We start from the raw sequence: 18,319 nt of genomic DNA on the forward strand, positions 1-18,319 counted from the left end.
AGTTAAAAGTTAAAAGTTCAAAGCTATGGGTTGTACAGGTAAGAGTCATCACTTTCAACTCTTCACTGTCAACTCTTAACTTGTTTATAATGCTGCTGTGTTCTGTTGAATTTCCTTCTCCACGTACTTAGATGGGCACTTGAGGAGTATCTTGTCAGCCACGAACACATCCTGTTGCATGCTGCCGGTAATCACGACCTGCTCGGAGCGCTCAAAGTCCTGTGGCTTGGGGTTGTAATACACCACGCGCTGCTCAAAGCGGTTGGTATCCACCAGGGTGAAGGCGAAATAGTTCGGGTCTAGCATAGGGTCGTATTGCATTCCCACAATGTGGCCCTGCTCGTCCTTTTTGAGGCGGCCTACTACGTGTACCTTGGTGGAGTTGCCGTCTTCGGCCATTTCAATGGCGTCGCCGAACGAAACATAGGTACTCGCGTCGCCGGCCGTGGTCATGATGATGCCAATGGCCAATGCGATGACGATGATGCCGATGATATGTGACTTTTTCATCTGTTTAGAAGGTATAGGTACGCTGTTTCTGTTAGCCTAACACACTATGGATTCTTTTAAATCCATAGCAAATGGCGATTTTTATCATTTTTTGCTTCTGTTTTCCCTGTAAGGGGAATCAAGAGAGCCTATCTGTTCACGAACTCGTCTTTCAGCTGTTTTTCAAGCTTTCCCACCTTCCGGTCCAGGGCGATGAGGTAAAAGAGTACGCCTACCAGCACGGTCAGCAGCACTACAATAACCACGTAAATCTTGCCATCCTGGCGCAGTGCGTCAGCCATCTCAATGTCGGTGGACTGTGGTGCAGCAGTATACTCCACCGTCGTTTGGCCCGGTTGTGCCTGAACCGGTTGCAGGCCAAGGGCAGCAGTTAGCGTAAAGCAGCAGATGGCCAGTATTCTAAGCATTCTCATATAAGCGATGTCTTATTATTTCCAGTCTTGATTTGATATTCACAATCCAGAAGCCCAGCAGCGTCCAGCCCAGCACGGCCGGGTAGAACACCAGGCGCAGGCTACTGTCAAGGTCATAGGCGTTGAAGCCGGGGTTGCCGCCATTGCCTGGGTGGAGCGAGTCGGTGAGGCGCGGCAGGATGAACAGGAGCGGGATAAGGGCCGCAAAGGCGAAGATATTGTATACCGCGCTGATGCGGGCACGCTGCTGCTGCTCGGCAAAGGAGCTGCGCAGCACCAGGTAAGCAAAGTAGATGAGCAGGCCAATGGCTGCGCCGTTCTGCTTCGGGTCGTTGCTCCAGTACTCACCCCACGTGAACTTGGCCCATTCCATACCTGTCACGATGCCCAACACGCCGAAGAGTATACCTACCTTGGCCGCTTCATGGGCATAGATGTCACGCTCTACACTGGGCTTGCGCAGGTATAGGATAGAGTACGCCACCGACACCAGCAGTATCAGAATCATGCCGAACCACATGGGCACGTGGAAGTACAGGTTGCGGATTGTCTCGTTGAGGATGGCGAGCCGGGGAACCTCCGACAGCATACCGGCCACCACGGTAAAGACCAGCAGCAGCACGGTTAGTATTTTCCACCAGTTTTTCTTCATGTTCCTTCTTTACTTACTCCGTAGGCAAATGGAGCTTCCGCGCCTGCCTTTTGTTATGTATAGCTAACAGTTTTGCTGCTGCATTTGTCCCAAACCTGCCCTGCAAAAGCAGATATTCTTCTGTCGTTCAGTTGCTTGCCCTTTGGGTTGGCCTGTAGCCGACGTACCCCGCTTACGAACGCCAAAGGTACGGGAACAAAATATAAGAAACAGTGACAACGATCATGTTTATGGCAAGCAAAGTGAGCAGTTCGTCGAGGCTGGCGCCCCGGTCCAGCCCATCCAGGGCGTTTTTAGACATTTTGATGAGCATGAGCAGCATCGGAACGATGACCGGGAAGCTGAGCACGGCCATCAGGGTGCTGCTGTTGGCAGCCTTCGAGGCTATACCTGAAATCATGGTGAGTGACGTGGAAAAGCCGATGGCCCCAAGCAGAATGCTGAGCAGGAACATGGGCACGTCCTGCACCGGGTTACCCAGCACAAAGGCATAGAACACGAAGCATATCAGCGCCAGCACCAGCATGAGGCAGGCGTTGTACACAATCTTGGCCAGGATGATGCCCTGCGGACTCACGATGGTGTAGAAGTAGAGCAGCCTGCCCCGGTTCTCCTGCATGAAACTCTTGGCGATGGCATTCACTGACGTGAACAGCAGGATAATCCAGAAAACGGCGTTCCACACCGGCACCTGCAGCACATTGGAGCGCAGCCCAAAGCTGAGGTAGCAGACGAACACCGTGCTGCTGACGTACAGCAGCATGCCGTTGAAGGCGTACTTCTGACGCCACTCCAGCAGGAAATCCTTCTGCATTAGGTATATGACTTCTTTGAACAGCAACTCGCTTATTTTTCCGCAAAGGTACGATACAAATGGTTGGGAAAGTAGTGTTAGTTGAGAACAGTCGGCATCTCTCAGCAATAGTGCCACTGTCATGGCTTCAAGTTTGGTGGTTGTCCTGGTTATACCTGCCTGTGTTGCTCCCATATAACAGACAAAGCACGAACCTGCGTGGCCCGTGCTTTGTCCTTTCTATACCTGAATCAGCAGCCTGCTACTGGCTCTGCATGTCGTCGCTTCTGTCCTCTTTGTCCTTGTTTTTCTTCTTCGACTTGTGCTTCACCACTTTGGCATCCTGGTAGAAGATGATTTCCTCGGAAATGTTGGTGACCTGATCACCAACGCGCTCCAGCTTCTTGATGATGGAGAGTAGTGCCAGGCCTTCTTCTATGCTGGCCGGGTTGTTGCGAAGGTAATGGGCTATGATGTCCTCTGATTTGCGGTAAATCTTGTTGAGCATCTTGTCGCGTTTGAGAATAGCCCGTGCCTGGTCCGTGTCATTGGCTATATAGGCTAGGCGGCAGTCATGGAACATTGCCAGGGCCTCGTCATACATAATCACGGCTCTGGTGATATCCAGCATCTCCGGGTTGTAGGTGCCTACCCGGTTCTGAACGTACATCGAAATGCCCTCTGCCGTGTCCCCGATGCGCTCCAGATTCGCATTGATTTTCAGGGTAGCCAGCACCAGGCGCAGGTCTACGGCAACCGGGGTATACAAGGCCAGCAGGTTCTCGCACATGCGGTCTATCTTGACATCGTAGTTGTTCACCTTCTTGCCCAGCTTCACCACCTTGCGCGCCAAATCATGGTCGGCGTTCAACATGGCCTCGCGGCCGCTTTGCAGCTGATACTCCACCAGGTCCCACATTTCCATGAGCTTTCCCCGGAGGGTGTCGAGTTCTATATCAATATGACTCATCGTCTAGTCTCTTGTTTAGATTGAATACGTATGCTATACCTGGAAATCAAGGTATAGGAATCACCCGAAACGGCCTGTGATATAGTTCTGCGTGCGCTCGTGCTTCGGGCTGGTGAACAAGGTCTTTGTTTTGGCATACTCCACGAGTTCACCAATGTAGAAGAAGGCCGTGTAGTCGCTAACGCGGCCTGCCTGCTGCATGTTGTGCGTCACAATGATAATGGTGTAGGCCTGCTTCAGCTCGTAAATCAGCTCCTCAATTTTGGCAGTGGAGATGGGGTCAAGGGCAGACGTAGGCTCATCCATCAGGATAACCGAAGGCGAAATGGCAAGCGCTCGCGCAATGCAGAGGCGCTGCTGCTGTCCACCGGAGAGCGCCAGCGCAGATTGGTCTAGCTTATCTTTCACCTCTTCCCAAAGCGCCGTCTGGCGCAGCGAGTTCTCAGCGGTCTCCGCCAGCACCCTTTTGTCTTTGATACCCTGAATCCGAAGGCCGTACACTACATTCTCGAAGATTGTTTTCGGGAATGGGTTAGGCTTCTGGAATACCATGCCTACTTCTTTGCGGAGTTCGTCTACGCGCACGTCGCGGCCGTAGATGTCGCGCCCGTCCAGCAGGATGTCGCCCTCCACCCGAAAGCCGTCGATGTAGTCGTTCATGCGGTTGAGGGTGCGCAGAAACGTGGACTTGCCGCAGCCCGAAGGGCCGATGAAAGCCGTGACAGCCTTCTCCTCCATAGCCATGTTGATGTTTTTGAGCGCGTGGAAGGAGCCATAAAAGGCGTTCAGGTTCTTTGACTCTAGTTTATAGAATTTCTTACTCATGGTTGCGTTACCATTTGACTTTGTTCTGCCACTTGTTTCGCAAGTATACAGCAATGCCGTTCAGGATAAAGGTAATTAAAAGAAGTATTATAATAGCGGCGGCCGCATTCACCAGGAAGTCTGCCTGCGGCCTGGATGTCCAGTTGAATATCTGGATTGGAAGTACGGTGAACTCATCGGTAGGGGAGGTCGGTACAAACGGCACATAGGCCAAGGCGCCAATCACAATAAGGGGAGCAGCCTCGCCCACCGCCCTGGAAAGCGCTAGGATGATACCTGTCAATATACCGCCAAACGATGCCGGCAGTACCTGGTTCCAGGTGGTCTGCCACTTGGAGGCGCCCAGCGCATAAGAAGCGTCGCGTATGCTGCGAGGCACAGCTTTGATGGCCTCGCGGGTGGTCACAATAATGATGGGGAGCACCAGCAGGGACAGGGTCAGCGCACCGGCCAATAGGCTACCGCCCAGGCCCATCACCCGTGCGAAAATCTCGAGGCCCAGCAGACCATAGATGATGGAGGGCACACCCGCCAGGTTCGCGATGTTGACTTCCAGGAAGCTGTTGAGCCTGTTCTTTTTGCTGTACTCCTCCAGGTATACGCCGGCCGATATACCCAGCGGGAAAGCGATTACCGATGTCAGTATGAGTATCCAGAAGGTGCCGACCCAGGCCGTGAGTATACCGGCGCGGCTCGCTCTGCGGGAAGGCAGGTTGGTCAGGAACTCCCAATCAATGCGCGTGAAGCCTTCTATCAGGATATCGATAAGAAAGATGGCAAGCACAACCAGACCAATGAAGGTGCAAAACACGCCAAACACCTGGAAGGCCTTATCCTTTAGCCTATTTTTCTCTGAGTTAGTCATATTTTTCCTGGTACTTTTTCTTAATCCAGAAGCTGAGGTTGTTCAGCGCGAATGTGAAAACAAATAGGGTGATGCCCGCCGCAAAAATGGTCCTGTACTCCAGCGACCCGTGCGGAACGTCGCCCAGACTCACCTGCACGATGTAGGTGGTGATGGTCTCGATGGGCACGGTGGGGTCCAAGGTGAGGCGGGGCTGCTGCCCGGCGGCAATGGCCACGAGCATGGTCTCGCCCACTGCTCTGGATATAGCCAGGATGACCGACACGACAATGCCGGAGGAGGCAGCCGGCACCATCACACCAAAGGCGGTCTGCAAGCGCGTGGAGCCCATGCCATACGCCGCCTCGCGCAGCGAGCGCGGCACGGCGCTGATGGCATCTTCGCTGAGAGAGGAAATCATGGGTATAATCATAACCCCCATCACCATACCTGCCGACAAGGCGTTGAAGCCCGCCAGGTTAGGTATAATCGTCTGCAGAAATGGAGTCACCACCGTCAGGGCGAAGAAGCCATACACCACCGTCGGGATGGTGGCCAGGATTTCGAGCAGCGGCTTCACGGTTTTCTTGAAGCGGGCAGGAGCATACTCGTTCAGGTAGATGGCAATGGTGAGGCCGATGGGCAGCGCCACGGCAATGGCGATGGCCGTGGTCAGGAAGGTGCCTGCCACCAGCGGAAGTATGCCAAAGTGTTTCTCGGCAAACAGCGGTGTCCACTGCTTGTCTGTCAGGAAATCGATGATGGAAACCTCGCTGAAAAAGCTAATCGATTCTGACAGCAGAACCCAGATAATGGCTGCCGTGATGAAGATGGTTATTACAGCGGACAGCCGCAGCAGGCCTTCAATAATTCGCTCTTGTACTCTCAAGGTGCTTACGCTTTATGCACCCGCTGCATCCCCCTCAGGAGGCGCAGCGGGTGCTGATTCTTTCTTCAATATGCTATTGCTGGGCAGCAGCCACAGGTGTGCCGGCAGCAAATTCCTGGAACTTCTTCTTCTGTGCCTCATACTGTTCGTCCGGCATAGAAATGTAACCTACTTCTTCGCTCAGGGCACCGGCGTTGTCCAGGTAGAAGTTCACGAACTCCACCACTTCCGGGCGGGCGACAGCCTTGGAATTCACATAGATGAAGAGCGGACGCGAAAGGGGCGCGTAGGTGCCGTCCTTCACCGTTTCGATGCTCGGCATGATGGCGCCTTTTCCGTTCTCTTCGTTCTGGTCGTCTACTGGTATAGCCTTGAGCTTTGCTTTGTTCTCCTCGTAGTAAGCATACCCGAAGAAACCGAGTGCGAGTGGGTCAGTCGATACGCCCTGCACCAGCACGTTGTCGTCCTCGCTGGCGGTATAGTCGCCGCGGCTGGCGTGGCTTTCGCCTACAATGGCTTCGGTGAAATAGTCGTAGGTGCCTGATTCAACGCCTGCGCCGTAAAGATGTATCTCCTTGTCAGGCCACTCCGGGCGTATCTGGTTCCATTTCTTGATTTTGCCCTGTGCGGCAGGTTCCCACATTTTTTTCAGTTCCGCCACCGTGATGTCCTTTACCCAGTCGTTTTCAGGGTGCACCACCACGGTGAGGCCGTCAAAGGCCACAGGCAGCTCCAGGTAGGTGATGCTGTTTTCTTTGGCCACGGCGGCTTCAGATTCCTTTATGGAACGAGATGCGTTGGTAATGTCGATTTCGCCACGGGAGAACTTCTTGAATCCGCCGCCGCTGCCGGAGACACCCACGGTGACGCGTACTTTCGGTGCTTCTGCACGGAATTCTTCTGCCACGGCCTCCGTGATAGGGTATACCGTAGAGGAGCCGTCAATCTGGATGGAGCCGGTCAGGTCACTGCCGCCTTCCTGGTTGCCACCGCAGGCGGTCAGCAGCAAAGTGCCGCCCAATGCAAGGGCTGCGCCGAGTCTTGAAATTGAAGATGTGAGGTATAGCATACGGTTGGTTTTTCGTGTTGAGGTGGTTGGTTTATTAAATAATCACTATCTAAAATACTGTCTTATACTGTTCTGGTGGTAAGGTGTTTTGTTTGCCTTGCCTGGTTTACAGGGCAACCTCCAACTGAAGCCTGAACATCGTCCTGTCGGCTTGGTTGGCCTCTTGCAGCAGGGACACATCGCTCTGCACTTTCAGGGAATGCCCTACTATGTATTTGGATAGACCCAGGGTATACTGCTGCTGGTCGCGCTGGCCGGTAGCTGCCGTGGGCGTGTATTCTGTATAGCGGCCGGCTATTTCCCAGTTGGTTGGGAGGAGGTAGCCCGCCTGTATGTTGAAGGCATTGCCGGTTGTGAAGGCCTCTGTCACGCCGCCAAACTCGTCTCTGGCGACGACGGCTCCGTCCGGTGCACGGCGGTGGGCGTACTCGGCCATGCTGGAGAAGCCCTTGTACTTGAACATGGCATCCACAAACCAGGTATGGAGGTCGCGTGGGGCACTCAGATAATCGCCCAGCTGCGCCTGCTCCCGCATGGCGTCGTCGTTGAAGTCGTAGGATGCGGCCAAGGCCAGCTTAGGAGTCTGCTCACGGGAAATGTCGCTGCCCACGTAGTCGCCTTCCCCTTCAAAAGCGCCGAAAGGCAATACCTCAAACCGGCCTGTGTAGCTATAGCCGCCCGTGTTGTTCACAGTAATATCTCGCCCTTCTCCCATTGAGATGGCCCCGACTTCACGAAGCACCACCTGGCCGAGCTGGTGCTCGTGGTGGAGCTGCAGGCCGGCGTCGCGGTCCAGGTTGAAGCGGGAGTTGAGCAGGCTGCGGTCCACGAACTGCATTTTTTGGGAAGAGATGACGCGCTCCCGGTTACCCGGAAGTTTGGTCTGGCCTACCCACAGTTGGAGCCCGGGCGCTACCTGCCATCGGGCCACCGCATCCAATATGATGTTGTCCGCGTTGTTGGTCTGGTCCGGAATGTCGCTGCCGATGTCGCTGTTGCTCAGACCGAGCTCAATCTTGTACTCCAGCCGGGGTGAAAAGGCAAAGCCCTCGAACTTCAGGCGGGCACGCCGAATCAGGAAACGGTCGTCCCAATCCTTCGTATCGGGGTTGCTCACACCCTGGTAGAGTGTCTGGAAGCGCACGCCAGCCTTAAGGCTGAAAGAAGAGTCCGCTGCTATGAACTGAAGTCCTTTGCCAAATCGTGTATTGTTGATTGTTTGGGCTTGTGTGCTGGAGGTATAGCAGGCAAAAAGAAGGAACACAAGCAATCCCGTTCTGAAGTTCGAATTCACAATGCTGAATTAGTTTAGGGTGAGAAATACACTAATACCAGAAATTGTGTCTGGTAAGTTGGACATTGGTAGTCTACACCAGCGCCCGGGTTTTTAGGTCCGTCCAGGCAGAAGTTAGTCAGGCTCCTGCCGCTCTCTCAGAACCACACTGCAAAATAACCAAGACAGTATTACCTGTATGTTAAGGGTACATTACGATATTGTTAACTAAACAGCTGTGTTGCTGCCGCAGCGGGAGGAGGTGGTTGGTTGCCGCACGCAGCGCACTATTACGCTATATAAGGTATGGCGGGTGGTGCTGAGCATTGCATTTAACAAAGGCTTAACAAATGGTTCCAATCTTTAACAGTTTAGTAATGGGGGGATAATCTTGGCTTAAAGGGCTTGGTCTACTTTTGCAGCGAGACTAAGAACTAGTAAGCATCATGAAATCATTTCTAACACTTCTCACCATCCTGGCCACTGCGGTTTGCGGCTTTGCCCAACAGGGCACCCTCTCAGGAACAGTAACAGACAAAACAAGTGGTGAGTCCATCATCGGAGCCGTTGTCTTCATCAAAGGCTCCTCCAAGGGTACCGCGACAGACGTGGACGGAAGGTATAGCCTCCCGCTTGACGCCGGCCTTTACCAAATCTCCATCACCTCGCTTTCTTACAAGCCAACGGAGCACACCAACATCAAGATAGAGCCGGGGAAAACCACCACGCTTGATGTACAGATAGAGCAGAACAGCACCGAGATACAGACCGTGACCATCGTAGGCACCCGGCAGACCAACACAGACCTGGCGCTGATGGAGAGCATGCGGCAGAGCGAGGTGGTGGTGAGCGGCGCCTCGGGGGAGCAGATAGCCAAGTCGCTGGACCGGGACGCGGCCGAGACGGTGAAGCGTATACCGGGCGTCACCATCATGAACGACCGCTACATCGTCATCCGGGGCATGAACGAGCGCTACAACACGGTGATGCTCAACGACGTGCTGGCGCCCAGCACCGAGCCGGACGCCAAATCCTTCTCCTTCGACATCCTGCCCACCAGCGTGATAGACCGCATCATGATTTACAAGAACGGCTCGCCGGAACTGCCAGGCGAGTTCGGGGGCGGCGTCATCAAGGTATACACCAAGAATCTCGTGGATGAGAACCGCACCAGCTTCAGCCTCTCTTCCTCCTTCCGCTCCGGCACCACGCTGCGTGGATTCAAGACCTACACGGGCAGTGAGACGGATTTCCTAGGTTTTGACAACGGACAGCGCCAGTTGCCCTCCAACTTCCCGGACTACATCAGCTCCGGCAACACCGAGGAGTTGGCTCGCCTCGGAAGCCAGTTGCCCAACACCTGGGCGCCACAGAACACCACGGCTATACCTGACCTGCGCGCCTCCTTAGACTTAGCCAGGCGGTTTGACATCGGCAACGTGCGCTTCGGCAACATCACGGCCATCTCTTACAGCAACACCCGCACCTTTCTGGACAACGCCCGCCGCACCCGCTACGAATCTTTTGAGCCCAGCCTGGGCCGAAGCACCGTAGGACTTGACTACCGCGATGACATCTCCACACAGAATGTGCGCCTGTCGGCCATACACAATTGGTCCGCCCGATTAAACAATTACAACAAGCTGGAGTTTCGGAACATGTTTGTGCAGTTGGGGCAGAGCGAAGTGCTGGAGCGGAGCGGCACCGAGAACTTCAACCAACTGGACCAGCGCAACACCTCGCTCCGCTACCTGAGCCGCACCATCTACCAAGGCAACCTGCAGGGCACGCACGACTCGCGCGACGAGAAGACGACCCTCACCTGGACGGGCGGCTATACCTACACTAACCGCGACGAACCCGACTTCCGGAGGGTGCGGACGCAGCGCCCGATGGGCACGAATGAACCCTATGCCGTGGCCTTCAAGATGACGCCCAGCCTGGCAGACGCCGGTCGCTTCTACTCCGAGTTGAACGAGCGCACCTATACTGCCAACAGCCAATTGGAGCACCGCTTCAACCCGGCTGACTCCACCTCAGAGAACGCTCCTAAAGTAAGAGTCGGCTTCTATGCCGAGCGCAAGGACCGTGACTTCAACGCCCGTTTCTTCTCCTACCGTCCGGCCAACACGGAGCTGTTTGACCAGCAGATTCCTTTCCAGCCGCTGGACCAAGTATTCGCACCAGGCAACATCAACCCGCAGTCAGGGCTTGTAATCACTGAGGGCACCAACCCAAGCGATACCTATACCGCCTCCAACACCATGGTAGCCGGCTACATCGGCGGAGCCACGCCTCTGGGTGCTAAACTTTCCGTGGCAGGGGGCGCACGTGTGGAGTACAACCTGCAGGAACTGAGCACCCGCCGACTGGGTGGGGCTAGCATTGAGGTGAGCAATCCGATTTTGCGTGTGCTGCCCGCCGCCAACCTGACCTATATCTTGAACCCACGCTCGGTGGTGCGTGCCGGGGCTAGCATGAGCCTCAACCGCCCTGAATTCCGCGAACTGGCTCCGTTCACCTACTTTGACTTCAACAGTCTCTTTGAAATATCGGGCAACCCGGCCCTGAAGACGCCGACCATCTACAATGCCGACCTGCGCTATGAGTTTTACCCCAACCCGACGGAGGTGCTCTCGCTGGGTGTGTTCGGCAAGTATTTCCAGAACCCGATAGAGAATTACTTCGAGGTGACCAACATCGGCAACGCCATCACCTTCGGCAACGCCGACAACGCCACCAGCTACGGCCTGGAGGCGGAAGTGCGGAAGTCCCTGCTCGACCTGTCCGGCTCACGCTTCATCCAGAACATGACGCTGGTGCTGAACGCCGCCCTTATCCGAAGCGACGTGAAGCTGGGGCAGGGAGCCATCGGCCAGAGCGGGAGCAGACCCATGATGGGGCAGTCGCCTTACGTGCTGAACGCCGGCCTGTACTACCAGGACGAGCCAAGCGGCCTGCAGGTGAACCTGCTCTACAACGTGGTGGGCAAGCGCATCTTTGTGGTGGGCTCCTACGCCAACCCGACCGTGTATGAGATGCCGCGCCACCTTGTGGACCTCTCGGTGACCAAGAGCTTCGGGCGCAACTTCGAAATCAAAGGCGGGATACAGGACCTGCTCAACCAGAGCGTGCACCTGATACAGGACTCGGACGGCGACGGCAAGATAGGCTCAGTGGACGAGACGGTGCAGAAGTTCAACCGGGGCACCTACAGCACCCTGGGCGTGAGCTACAAATTCTAATTAACTAAAAAAACTAACCAACACTTTTAAAAACAACTTATGAAAAAGCTAGTAAATCTGCTATTCGTAGCAATTGTGGCAGTTACCTTCTTTGCCTGCGACAAAGACGATGACAATGGAGGAGGGGGGCCTACAGGGGCCGTGTTTACCACCTCACAGAAAAACGGCATGACTGCCCTCTCTGGGTCTACAGAGGAGAACTTTACCCTGAAGGCCAACCAGAAGTACCTGCTGGAGGGATTCGTACACGTGAAGCCGGGCGCTACGATCACCATTGAGCCAGGCACCATCATCATGGGCGACAAAGACTCCAAGGCGACGCTGATTATTGAGAGAGGCGCCAAAATCATGGCGGAGGGCACAGCCCAGAAGCCCATTGTGTTCACCTCGGCGCAGCCGGCCGGCAAGCGTGCCCCAGGCGATTGGGGAGGCGTGATTATACTGGGTGCGGCCCCTACCAACCTGGTGAGCGACAAAGCCAAGATTGAAGGCGGCGTGGATAGGGAGTACGGCGGCACGAATGCCAACGACAACTCCGGCGTGATGAAGTATGTGCGCATCGAGTTCCCAGGTATAGCCTTCCAGCCAGACAACGAAATCAACGGCCTGACGCTGGGTGGCGTAGGTTCCGGCACCACCATTGACTTCGTACAGGTTTCTTATTGCGGCGATGACTCCTTTGAGATGTTCGGTGGCAACGTGAACATGAAGCACCTGATTGCCTACAAGACTGTGGACGATATGTTCGACACAGACAACGGCTACTCCGGTAAGCTGCAGTTCCTGCTGGGTATATCCGACCCGAACCTGGCGGATGCTTCCAAGTCCAATGGCTTTGAATCGGACGGCGATGCGCAGGGTTCTGACGCCACGCCAAAGACTTCGGCTATCTTCTCCAACGTAAGCCTGTTCGGCCCGAAAGCCAATGAGTCCACTACGCACAGCGCCAACTACGGCCGCGGTTTGCACATCCGCCGCAACAGCAACATACAGCTGCACAACTCCCTGGTGGCCGGCTGGCCGGTAGGGCTGCTGTTGGATGGCGCCAAGTCACAGGCGAATGCGACGGCAGGCTCACTGGCTATCAAGAACACAGTGATTTCTGGTGCTAACACGACCTTGTCTGTGGAGAGCGGCAGCACGTTTGACGTGGCAGGCTGGTACAACGCAGCTGCTAAAGGCAACAGCGTGGTAGCCGACAACGCTTCGCTAAACATCAGCGGGGGCTTCAGCCAGACCTCACGCCCGGCCTTGACAGGCAATGGCCTACAGAGCGGTGCCAGCTTCGAAGGGATGGACAGCTTCTTCGACAAAGTGGCCTTCAGAGGAGCTTTCGGTGCAGAAGACTGGACTGCCGGCTGGGCTAACTTCGACCCAATGAACACGGCTTACTAGAGGCCATAGGATATGGATTGCGCAAGTATGGGTGAGAACTGCTGTTGCAATCGCTAGTGGGGCGGCTTAGTCTCCCGCCCTGCGCCAAGACCCGTCCCGAGAGGACGGGTCTTTTTTGTACTATACCTTAAACGCTATACCTGGGCGGTCATACCTGGCTGCTATACCTTAAAAGTCGGTTGCAGTGCCGCCACCTCCCAGGTACTGGAACAGGAAGTAAGCCAGGATGGCCAGCAGGATGATGCCGAGACAGCCTATACCGCCGCAGCCCCCACGACCACGGCCCCTGCCATCGCCGCCTCTGCTGCCGAACAACTTACTTAGCATCCAGAATTTGAATAAACCTCGTAGCATCGTCTATACCTTAGTCTGTGGAAAATTGTAAGACCTGCATCGCCACAACAGAGGCAAAACAGGTCTTAGCAGTACGGCAGTACAATTCAGGTAGTTTTGATGCGGAAGGTATAGACAATCACACCAACCAGTCTGGGATGGCAGTCAGGTATAGAGAACGGGGTTCAGATAGGGCTTAGCTGATGGGCACTTTGCGCAGGACCGCCTCGATGAAGTCTTTGGTCCGGATGCCGTCGGCCTCCGCTTCGTAGTTAAGGATGATGCGGTGGTTCATCACATCGTGCGCCACTTCCTTGATGTCCTCGGGCAGTACGTAGTCGCGGTCATCAAAGTAAGCCACGGCCTTGGCGGCGCGGTTCAGGGCGATGCTGGCGCGCGGCGAAACCCCGAACTGGATGTACTCGGCAAACTCATTGAGGTCGTACTCGGCGGGGCGGCGGGTGGCGAACACCAACTCGATGATGTACTTCTCCAGCGTCTCCGATATCTGCACCTGGTTTATCTCGCTGCGGATGGCGAAGATGTCCTCTTTGGAAAGCACCTTGGCCACGTTGTCGTTGAAGGCCATGTTGGCCATGCGGCGCATAATCTCCAGTTCATCTGACTTCTTAGGGTAGTCGATGTATACTTTCATCATGAAGCGGTCCACCTGGGCTTCGGGTAGGGGGTAGGTACCTTCGTGCTCCACCGGGTTCTGAGTGGCGAGCACCAGGAAGGGAAGGTCCAGTTTAAAGGTAGTCTCACCAATCGTCACCTGTTTCTCCTGCATCGACTCCAGCAGGGCCGACTGCACCTTGGCAGGCGAGCGGTTCACTTCGTCGGCCAGTATCAGGTTGGCAAAGATAGGGCCCTTTTTCACCTCAAAGCGGGAGGCGTTCTGGTTATAAATCATGGTGCCGATGAGGTCGGCGGGGAGCAGGTCGGGAGTGAACTGGATGCGCTGGAAGTCCAGGCGCAGGGCGCGTGCCAGCGAGTTGATGGTAAGCGTCTTGGCCAGGCCGGGCACGCCCTCCAGCAGGATGTGACCGCCCGTGAACAGCCCGATGAGCAGGCGGTTCACCATATAGGATTGCCCCACCACAACCTTCCCCACTTCCTGAAACACCTGCTTTATCTTCTGCTGATGGTCTTTCACCCTATCCGGATACACTAATTCTTCTGCTGGCATACGATACAAATGCGTTAAGAGCGCCTAAATATAGCGATTGAAAGGGTTGGGAGCAATTAATTGCACAGTTGTCTGCAGCAGGAGAGGAGGCAAGGGAGGGGTAAAAACCAAAAAAGCGCCTTCAGGCGCTCTTTCTATGGGATGTCTCAAAAGCCGGGGCTGGGGTATTGACGACTTCCTGTCGCCGGAGCACCTCCATGCGGTCGCGCTTGGCTTGCCGTACCAGTTCCACCATGCTGCTCAGTCGGTTCTCCTCCACCTCCTCAATAGGAAGTACCATGACTGTGTAAGGTGACATGATGTGGATGCGGTGCTGGCGCGTCATGAGGTAGAGCATCAGGAAGAAGCCGCTCAGGAGCGCGAAGGAGTCGTTAAAGTAGACGAACAGCGCCGTGGCGAGGCTGGCTGCCAGGTAAAGCGGTTTGCCAGTGGCCTTTATCTGCCACGACTCGATGTCCTCGAGCATGATAGACTTGCAGCTGCGCACAAACCAGTTATTCTCCCGCTGTATCACACGGTGCGTCGTTAAGGTAAGCTTCTTATCCACTGTCTGGATAAGGTACCTCTCCCCATCAAGTAGTTTTGTTACTGCCATACCGGATGGAGTATTAAGTTTGTTTAGTTTCGTGTGTAGGCGTAGCGAGTGTATCACAGCTTTATATGGTGTTTTCTATGTCCAAGATTCCAGGAACCACCAAATGGTTGCATGTATAGCGGGACAAAGATAAAAAATAATAATTCTTCTGCGAAAGCAACAAAACCCAGTCTTTGTAAAGTCATACTTTGCGACTTGGTGTACTATAGTACGGCTAACTCATTGGCTTAGATAACAAAAATTCTGCCTGTTTTGCTTTTATGTATAATATTTTAAGAATAAAATACTTATATATAGAAAAAGCCACCTGCTATAGCATAGGGTGGCTTTGTTCATAAAGTATGTTAAGCAAAGTTTATGCCGTCAGATAGAATTCGCCTTCGTGCCCGTGGGCGCGCTGGTTCTTGAAACGACCGATGTCCGATTGCATGTTCTCGTAAATCTCCAATATCTCCTCGGAATCCTGGGTGAGCGGCTTGATGTGCTCGCTCAGCAGCTTGGCCGCCAACGGGTAAAACTTGGAATCGTCTGTGTTCTTGGCGTTCACCTTGAAGCTTGTCACGTGCGTCTCCAGTTTCTTGAGGGCCGGGAACTCCCCTTTGAATTCTTGGATGGTGTCGCGGAGCTTCTCTCGTATCATCAGGTATAGGTCCTCCTCGAAAGTCATTCCGAAGTCATCCTCCTCTTCTTCATCATCGAAGTTAAAATTCAAGTCTTCGTCGTAGTCGAAATCGTCTCTCATGGCTGGTAATAAGGTTAAGTAAATATATTGTACGCACTGCTTCTCACCCGGTGCTGCATAAGGTATACTGTTTTGAGCCGTAACAGATTCAGAAAAACAGCACTTTGTACACGCCCAGATAGTTATGAAACTGCATAAATAACGCTTAGAAAGCTTATTTGCAATGTCTGTGCAGGCTGTTGGCTCTAATTTTTTTTGAGGAGGAAAACGGCTATCTCCGGTCATCCGCTAGCAGGCTGACCGTAAAGGCTATACCTATCTAAAACGAAGAGCCCCTGCTCAACCGGTTGGGCAGGGGCTTTTAATAGGTTCGGGTATGCTTAGGCGAATTTACGCTCTATCAGGCGGATGAGCTTGCTCACGTTGTCCTGTTTTTTGCTCCAGTCATACCGGGGGGCCAGCTCGTGCATGATGTACCGCTTGGCCTCTTCGGGGTTGTTGTACTCGTCCAGCTTCTGGATGGCATGGTAGTAAGTCATGTTGTCGCCCTCGAACAGCTCGTTGATGAAGCTGAAACGCTGGTTGATGGAAATGGAATTCTTCAGCGATTCAATTTTGCGGTTGCCCAACGAATCGGCAATGGAGGCGGAGGCCGGTTTGGTGAAGCGCTCATTCATGGTGGGGCGTTCCGCAGCCCGGAAGCGCTCGTTCAGGCTCCCGTCAGGAGCGGCGGCCGGCCTAGGGGTTGTCGCCACTGGAGCCGAGGCTTCACGCTGTGCCATGTGTATGGGAGCCACCACGTCTTTCTCCTCTTCGGGGGCGGCAGGCGTTGGTTTGGCCGCGGCGTAGGCAGCTGGTTGTGGGGCAGGCGTATACTGCCATATTTCCTGCTCGCTGATGGGCAGTATGCTGTTGAAGGTAGCCACCAGTCCGGAGAGTGGAGCGGCAAGTTGCTGGTTTGCGTTCAGGTATAGCCGGAAGCGGCTCAGGATGTAGTCGCGGTCGCGGTTGGACGGAGAAAGCGTGCCCACAAAGCCGGCGAACAACTGCTTGTCCAGGTCGATGTACTTGAGGTTCTCCTGCAGCTTGGGTACTGTGATTTCCTCCTGTATGCGCAGAAACTTCTCCTCAAAGGTAGCCACAGGGTCCAGCTTCAGCAGGAAGGTGTCGTAGATGGCCTTCTGCAGCAGGGGCTCAAAGGCGTTGCGCTTGATGAGGATTTTGCGTGAGAGGATGTTCATGAAGTGCAGCAGCGCCTCTTTCACCTCTTCGTGTTCATAATCGAAGTAGGGACTGCGGAGGTTGGCCATCTCGTGGTGCCACTTGAGCAGCAGCTCCTTTATCACGAACAGGTTGACCTGCTTGACCGGCGTAAAGCCTATCAGCTGCGGGCCGTTGATGGTGTCATGGTTGGCAAAGTGGCGGTCACAAAGCAGATTTGCCAGCTCTTTGCTGTAACGTTCCAGGCGTAATTGATTATATTTGTCTTCCATTGGTGTCGCTTTCTCTCGTAAAGTTATAAATAATATGCCAAAGATAACGGTGCAAAACCTGCACAATCGTCAGGTGGAGGTGGCGCCGGGGCAGACGCTGCTCAAGGCGCTGCAGGCCGATGGCATAGACTGGATGCATGCCTGCGGAGGCAAGGGCCGCTGTACCACCTGCAGCATCATTGTGCAGGGAGGGCTGGAGCATTTTGGAGCTCTGACGGCTCCCGAAGAGCGCTACCGCGCCAACGGCCGCCTCAAGAGTAACGAAAGACTGACCTGCCAGTGTACATTGGAAACTGGAGATGCCGTAGGAAAGGTGCCCCGACAGACCATGCTGCCGCACATGAAGTACAGTTAGTGAGTTTGAGAGTTTAGGAGTTATAAAGTTGAGAAGATATAGGAGAGAGGTTGGGGGCAAGTCGTGACATGTCCGAATCGCGCATCCAGCAGTCAGCTATTTAACCATTCGACAATACAACCAATCAACAATTTAGCAATACAGCTATTTAAGAGAGTAGATGTTTATAGAACCGCGCGTTGGAAACAAAAGCCACGCAATAAGAAGAGGATGGATAGAAGTGATTTGCGGGTCGATGTTCTCGGGCAAGACGGAAGAACTCATCCGAAGGCTGAACCGGGCCAAAATCGCGAAGCAGAAGGTGGAGATATTCAAGCCGACCGTGGACAAACGCTACCATGACGAGGACGTGGTGTCGCACAACGCCAACGCCATCCGCTCTACGCCCATTGATTTTGCGCAGGACATGCTGCTGCTGGGCGGCAGCTGCGACGTGGTAGGTATAGACGAGGCGCAGTTCTTTGACGAGGGCCTGGCGGAGGTATGCGTGAAGCTGGCCAACAGCGGCGTGCGTGTGATAGCCGCCGGCCTGGACATGGACTACTTGGGCAAGCCCTTCGGGCCGATGCCGGCCCTTATGGCGGTGGCCGAATACGTGACCAAAGTGCATGCCATCTGCGTGCAGTGCGGCGACATTGCTACCTACTCCTTCCGGAGCGCAGTTTCAGAGCAGCAGGTGCTGCTGGGTGAGACGGATTCCTACGAGGCGCGTTGCCGCCATTGCTTTGTGGAGGGCATGAAGCAGAAGCAGTAAGAAACGTTCCTTGCTATACCTGTTCGCAGAGACCAGGCAG

Annotated in this window: 19 protein-coding genes; 4 read left to right on the top strand and 15 right to left on the bottom strand. The window is 54.5% G+C overall.

The window, feature by feature from the left end; translation table 11 throughout:
- Positions 1 to 84 precede the first annotated feature (84 nt).
- The 10 genes from B051_RS0103135 to B051_RS0103180 all read right to left on the bottom strand — a co-directional run bounded on the left by B051_RS0103135 (position 85) and on the right by B051_RS0103180 (position 8,259).
- The gene (locus B051_RS0103135; RefSeq protein WP_018476723.1) at positions 85 to 510 is read right to left on the bottom strand and encodes a cytochrome c maturation protein CcmE domain-containing protein; all 426 of its coding nucleotides are present in this window, start codon (positions 508 to 510) and stop codon (positions 85 to 87) included.
- A 128-nt stretch (positions 511 to 638) separates the two neighbouring features.
- Positions 639 to 923 (bottom strand): CcmD family protein, encoded by a 285-nt coding sequence (locus B051_RS0103140; protein ID WP_245539566.1) that lies wholly within the window; start codon positions 921 to 923, stop codon positions 639 to 641.
- Positions 910 to 1,575 carry a cytochrome c biogenesis protein CcsA gene (gene ccsA, locus B051_RS0103145; protein ID WP_018476725.1) on the bottom strand — a complete coding sequence of 222 codons (666 nt, stop codon included), beginning with the start codon at positions 1,573 to 1,575 and terminating at the stop codon, positions 910 to 912. Before ccsA ends, B051_RS0103140 begins: the two co-directional genes overlap by 14 nt.
- 172 nt (positions 1,576 to 1,747) lie before the next feature.
- Positions 1,748 to 2,389 carry a heme exporter protein CcmB gene (locus B051_RS0103150; protein WP_018476726.1) on the bottom strand — a complete coding sequence of 214 codons (642 nt, stop codon included), beginning with the start codon at positions 2,387 to 2,389 and terminating at the stop codon, positions 1,748 to 1,750.
- 241 nt (positions 2,390 to 2,630) lie between these two features.
- Positions 2,631 to 3,338, bottom strand: coding sequence for a phosphate signaling complex protein PhoU (gene phoU, locus B051_RS0103155; RefSeq protein ID WP_018476727.1), 708 nt, complete (start codon positions 3,336 to 3,338; stop codon positions 2,631 to 2,633).
- Positions 3,339 to 3,398: 60 nt separating this feature from the next.
- Entirely contained in the window at positions 3,399 to 4,163 is a 765-nt protein-coding gene (pstB, locus tag B051_RS0103160; protein ID WP_018476728.1) for a phosphate ABC transporter ATP-binding protein PstB, read from the bottom strand.
- Between the two features lie 7 nt (positions 4,164 to 4,170).
- The gene (gene pstA, locus B051_RS0103165) at positions 4,171 to 5,028 is read right to left on the bottom strand and encodes a phosphate ABC transporter permease PstA (protein WP_018476729.1); all 858 of its coding nucleotides are present in this window, start codon (positions 5,026 to 5,028) and stop codon (positions 4,171 to 4,173) included.
- Positions 5,021 to 5,896 carry a phosphate ABC transporter permease subunit PstC gene (gene pstC / locus B051_RS0103170; protein ID WP_018476730.1) on the bottom strand — a complete coding sequence of 292 codons (876 nt, stop codon included), beginning with the start codon at positions 5,894 to 5,896 and terminating at the stop codon, positions 5,021 to 5,023. Before pstC ends, pstA begins: the two co-directional genes overlap by 8 nt.
- A 73-nt stretch (positions 5,897 to 5,969) precedes the next feature.
- Positions 5,970 to 6,965, bottom strand: coding sequence for a PstS family phosphate ABC transporter substrate-binding protein (locus B051_RS0103175; protein ID WP_018476731.1), 996 nt, complete (start codon positions 6,963 to 6,965; stop codon positions 5,970 to 5,972).
- Between the two features lie 106 nt (positions 6,966 to 7,071).
- Positions 7,072 to 8,259, bottom strand: coding sequence for a porin (locus B051_RS0103180; RefSeq protein ID WP_211214312.1), 1,188 nt, complete (start codon positions 8,257 to 8,259; stop codon positions 7,072 to 7,074).
- A 425-nt stretch (positions 8,260 to 8,684) separates the two neighbouring features.
- Here B051_RS0103180 and B051_RS0103185 point away from each other — a divergent pair, with 425 nt between their 5' ends.
- On the top strand, positions 8,685 to 11,483 hold the full coding sequence (locus B051_RS0103185; protein WP_018476733.1) for a TonB-dependent receptor: 2,799 nt from the start codon (positions 8,685 to 8,687) through the stop codon (positions 11,481 to 11,483).
- Positions 11,484 to 11,522: 39 nt separating this feature from the next.
- On the top strand, positions 11,523 to 12,878 hold the full coding sequence (locus B051_RS0103190; RefSeq protein ID WP_018476734.1) for a hypothetical protein: 1,356 nt from the start codon (positions 11,523 to 11,525) through the stop codon (positions 12,876 to 12,878).
- A gap of 168 nt (positions 12,879 to 13,046) precedes the next feature.
- On the opposite strand, the gene B051_RS22370 is transcribed toward B051_RS0103190, so the two are convergent.
- From B051_RS22370 to B051_RS0103215, 5 genes are all read right to left on the bottom strand, one after another.
- A complete protein-coding gene (locus B051_RS22370) occupies positions 13,047 to 13,232 on the bottom strand; it encodes a hypothetical protein (RefSeq protein WP_157578481.1) in 186 nt (61 codons plus the stop codon).
- Positions 13,233 to 13,407: 175 nt separating this feature from the next.
- Positions 13,408 to 14,400, bottom strand: a complete 993-nt coding sequence (locus tag B051_RS0103200) for an AAA family ATPase (RefSeq protein ID WP_018476736.1) — start codon at positions 14,398 to 14,400, stop codon at positions 13,408 to 13,410.
- A gap of 121 nt (positions 14,401 to 14,521) precedes the next feature.
- Positions 14,522 to 14,995, bottom strand: a complete 474-nt coding sequence (locus B051_RS0103205) for a hypothetical protein (RefSeq protein ID WP_018476737.1) — start codon at positions 14,993 to 14,995, stop codon at positions 14,522 to 14,524.
- A gap of 355 nt (positions 14,996 to 15,350) precedes the next feature.
- Positions 15,351 to 15,737, bottom strand: coding sequence for a hypothetical protein (locus B051_RS0103210; protein WP_018476738.1), 387 nt, complete (start codon positions 15,735 to 15,737; stop codon positions 15,351 to 15,353).
- A gap of 320 nt (positions 15,738 to 16,057) precedes the next feature.
- Positions 16,058 to 17,170, bottom strand: a complete 1,113-nt coding sequence (locus tag B051_RS0103215) for a hypothetical protein (RefSeq protein ID WP_018476739.1) — start codon at positions 17,168 to 17,170, stop codon at positions 16,058 to 16,060.
- Between the two features lie 34 nt (positions 17,171 to 17,204).
- On the opposite strand from B051_RS0103215, the gene B051_RS0103220 reads away from it, so the two are divergent.
- Both B051_RS0103220 and B051_RS0103225 read left to right on the top strand, forming a co-directional pair.
- Positions 17,205 to 17,525, top strand: a complete 321-nt coding sequence (locus B051_RS0103220; protein ID WP_018476740.1) for a 2Fe-2S iron-sulfur cluster-binding protein — start codon at positions 17,205 to 17,207, stop codon at positions 17,523 to 17,525.
- 160 nt (positions 17,526 to 17,685) lie between these two features.
- The gene (locus tag B051_RS0103225) at positions 17,686 to 18,279 is read left to right on the top strand and encodes a thymidine kinase (RefSeq protein WP_026236157.1); all 594 of its coding nucleotides are present in this window, start codon (positions 17,686 to 17,688) and stop codon (positions 18,277 to 18,279) included.
- The last annotated feature ends 40 nt before the right edge of the window (positions 18,280 to 18,319 follow it).

The organism is Pontibacter roseus DSM 17521, from assembly GCF_000373265.1.
In the GTDB taxonomy this organism is placed as follows: Bacteria; Bacteroidota; Bacteroidia; order Cytophagales; family Hymenobacteraceae; genus Pontibacter; species Pontibacter roseus.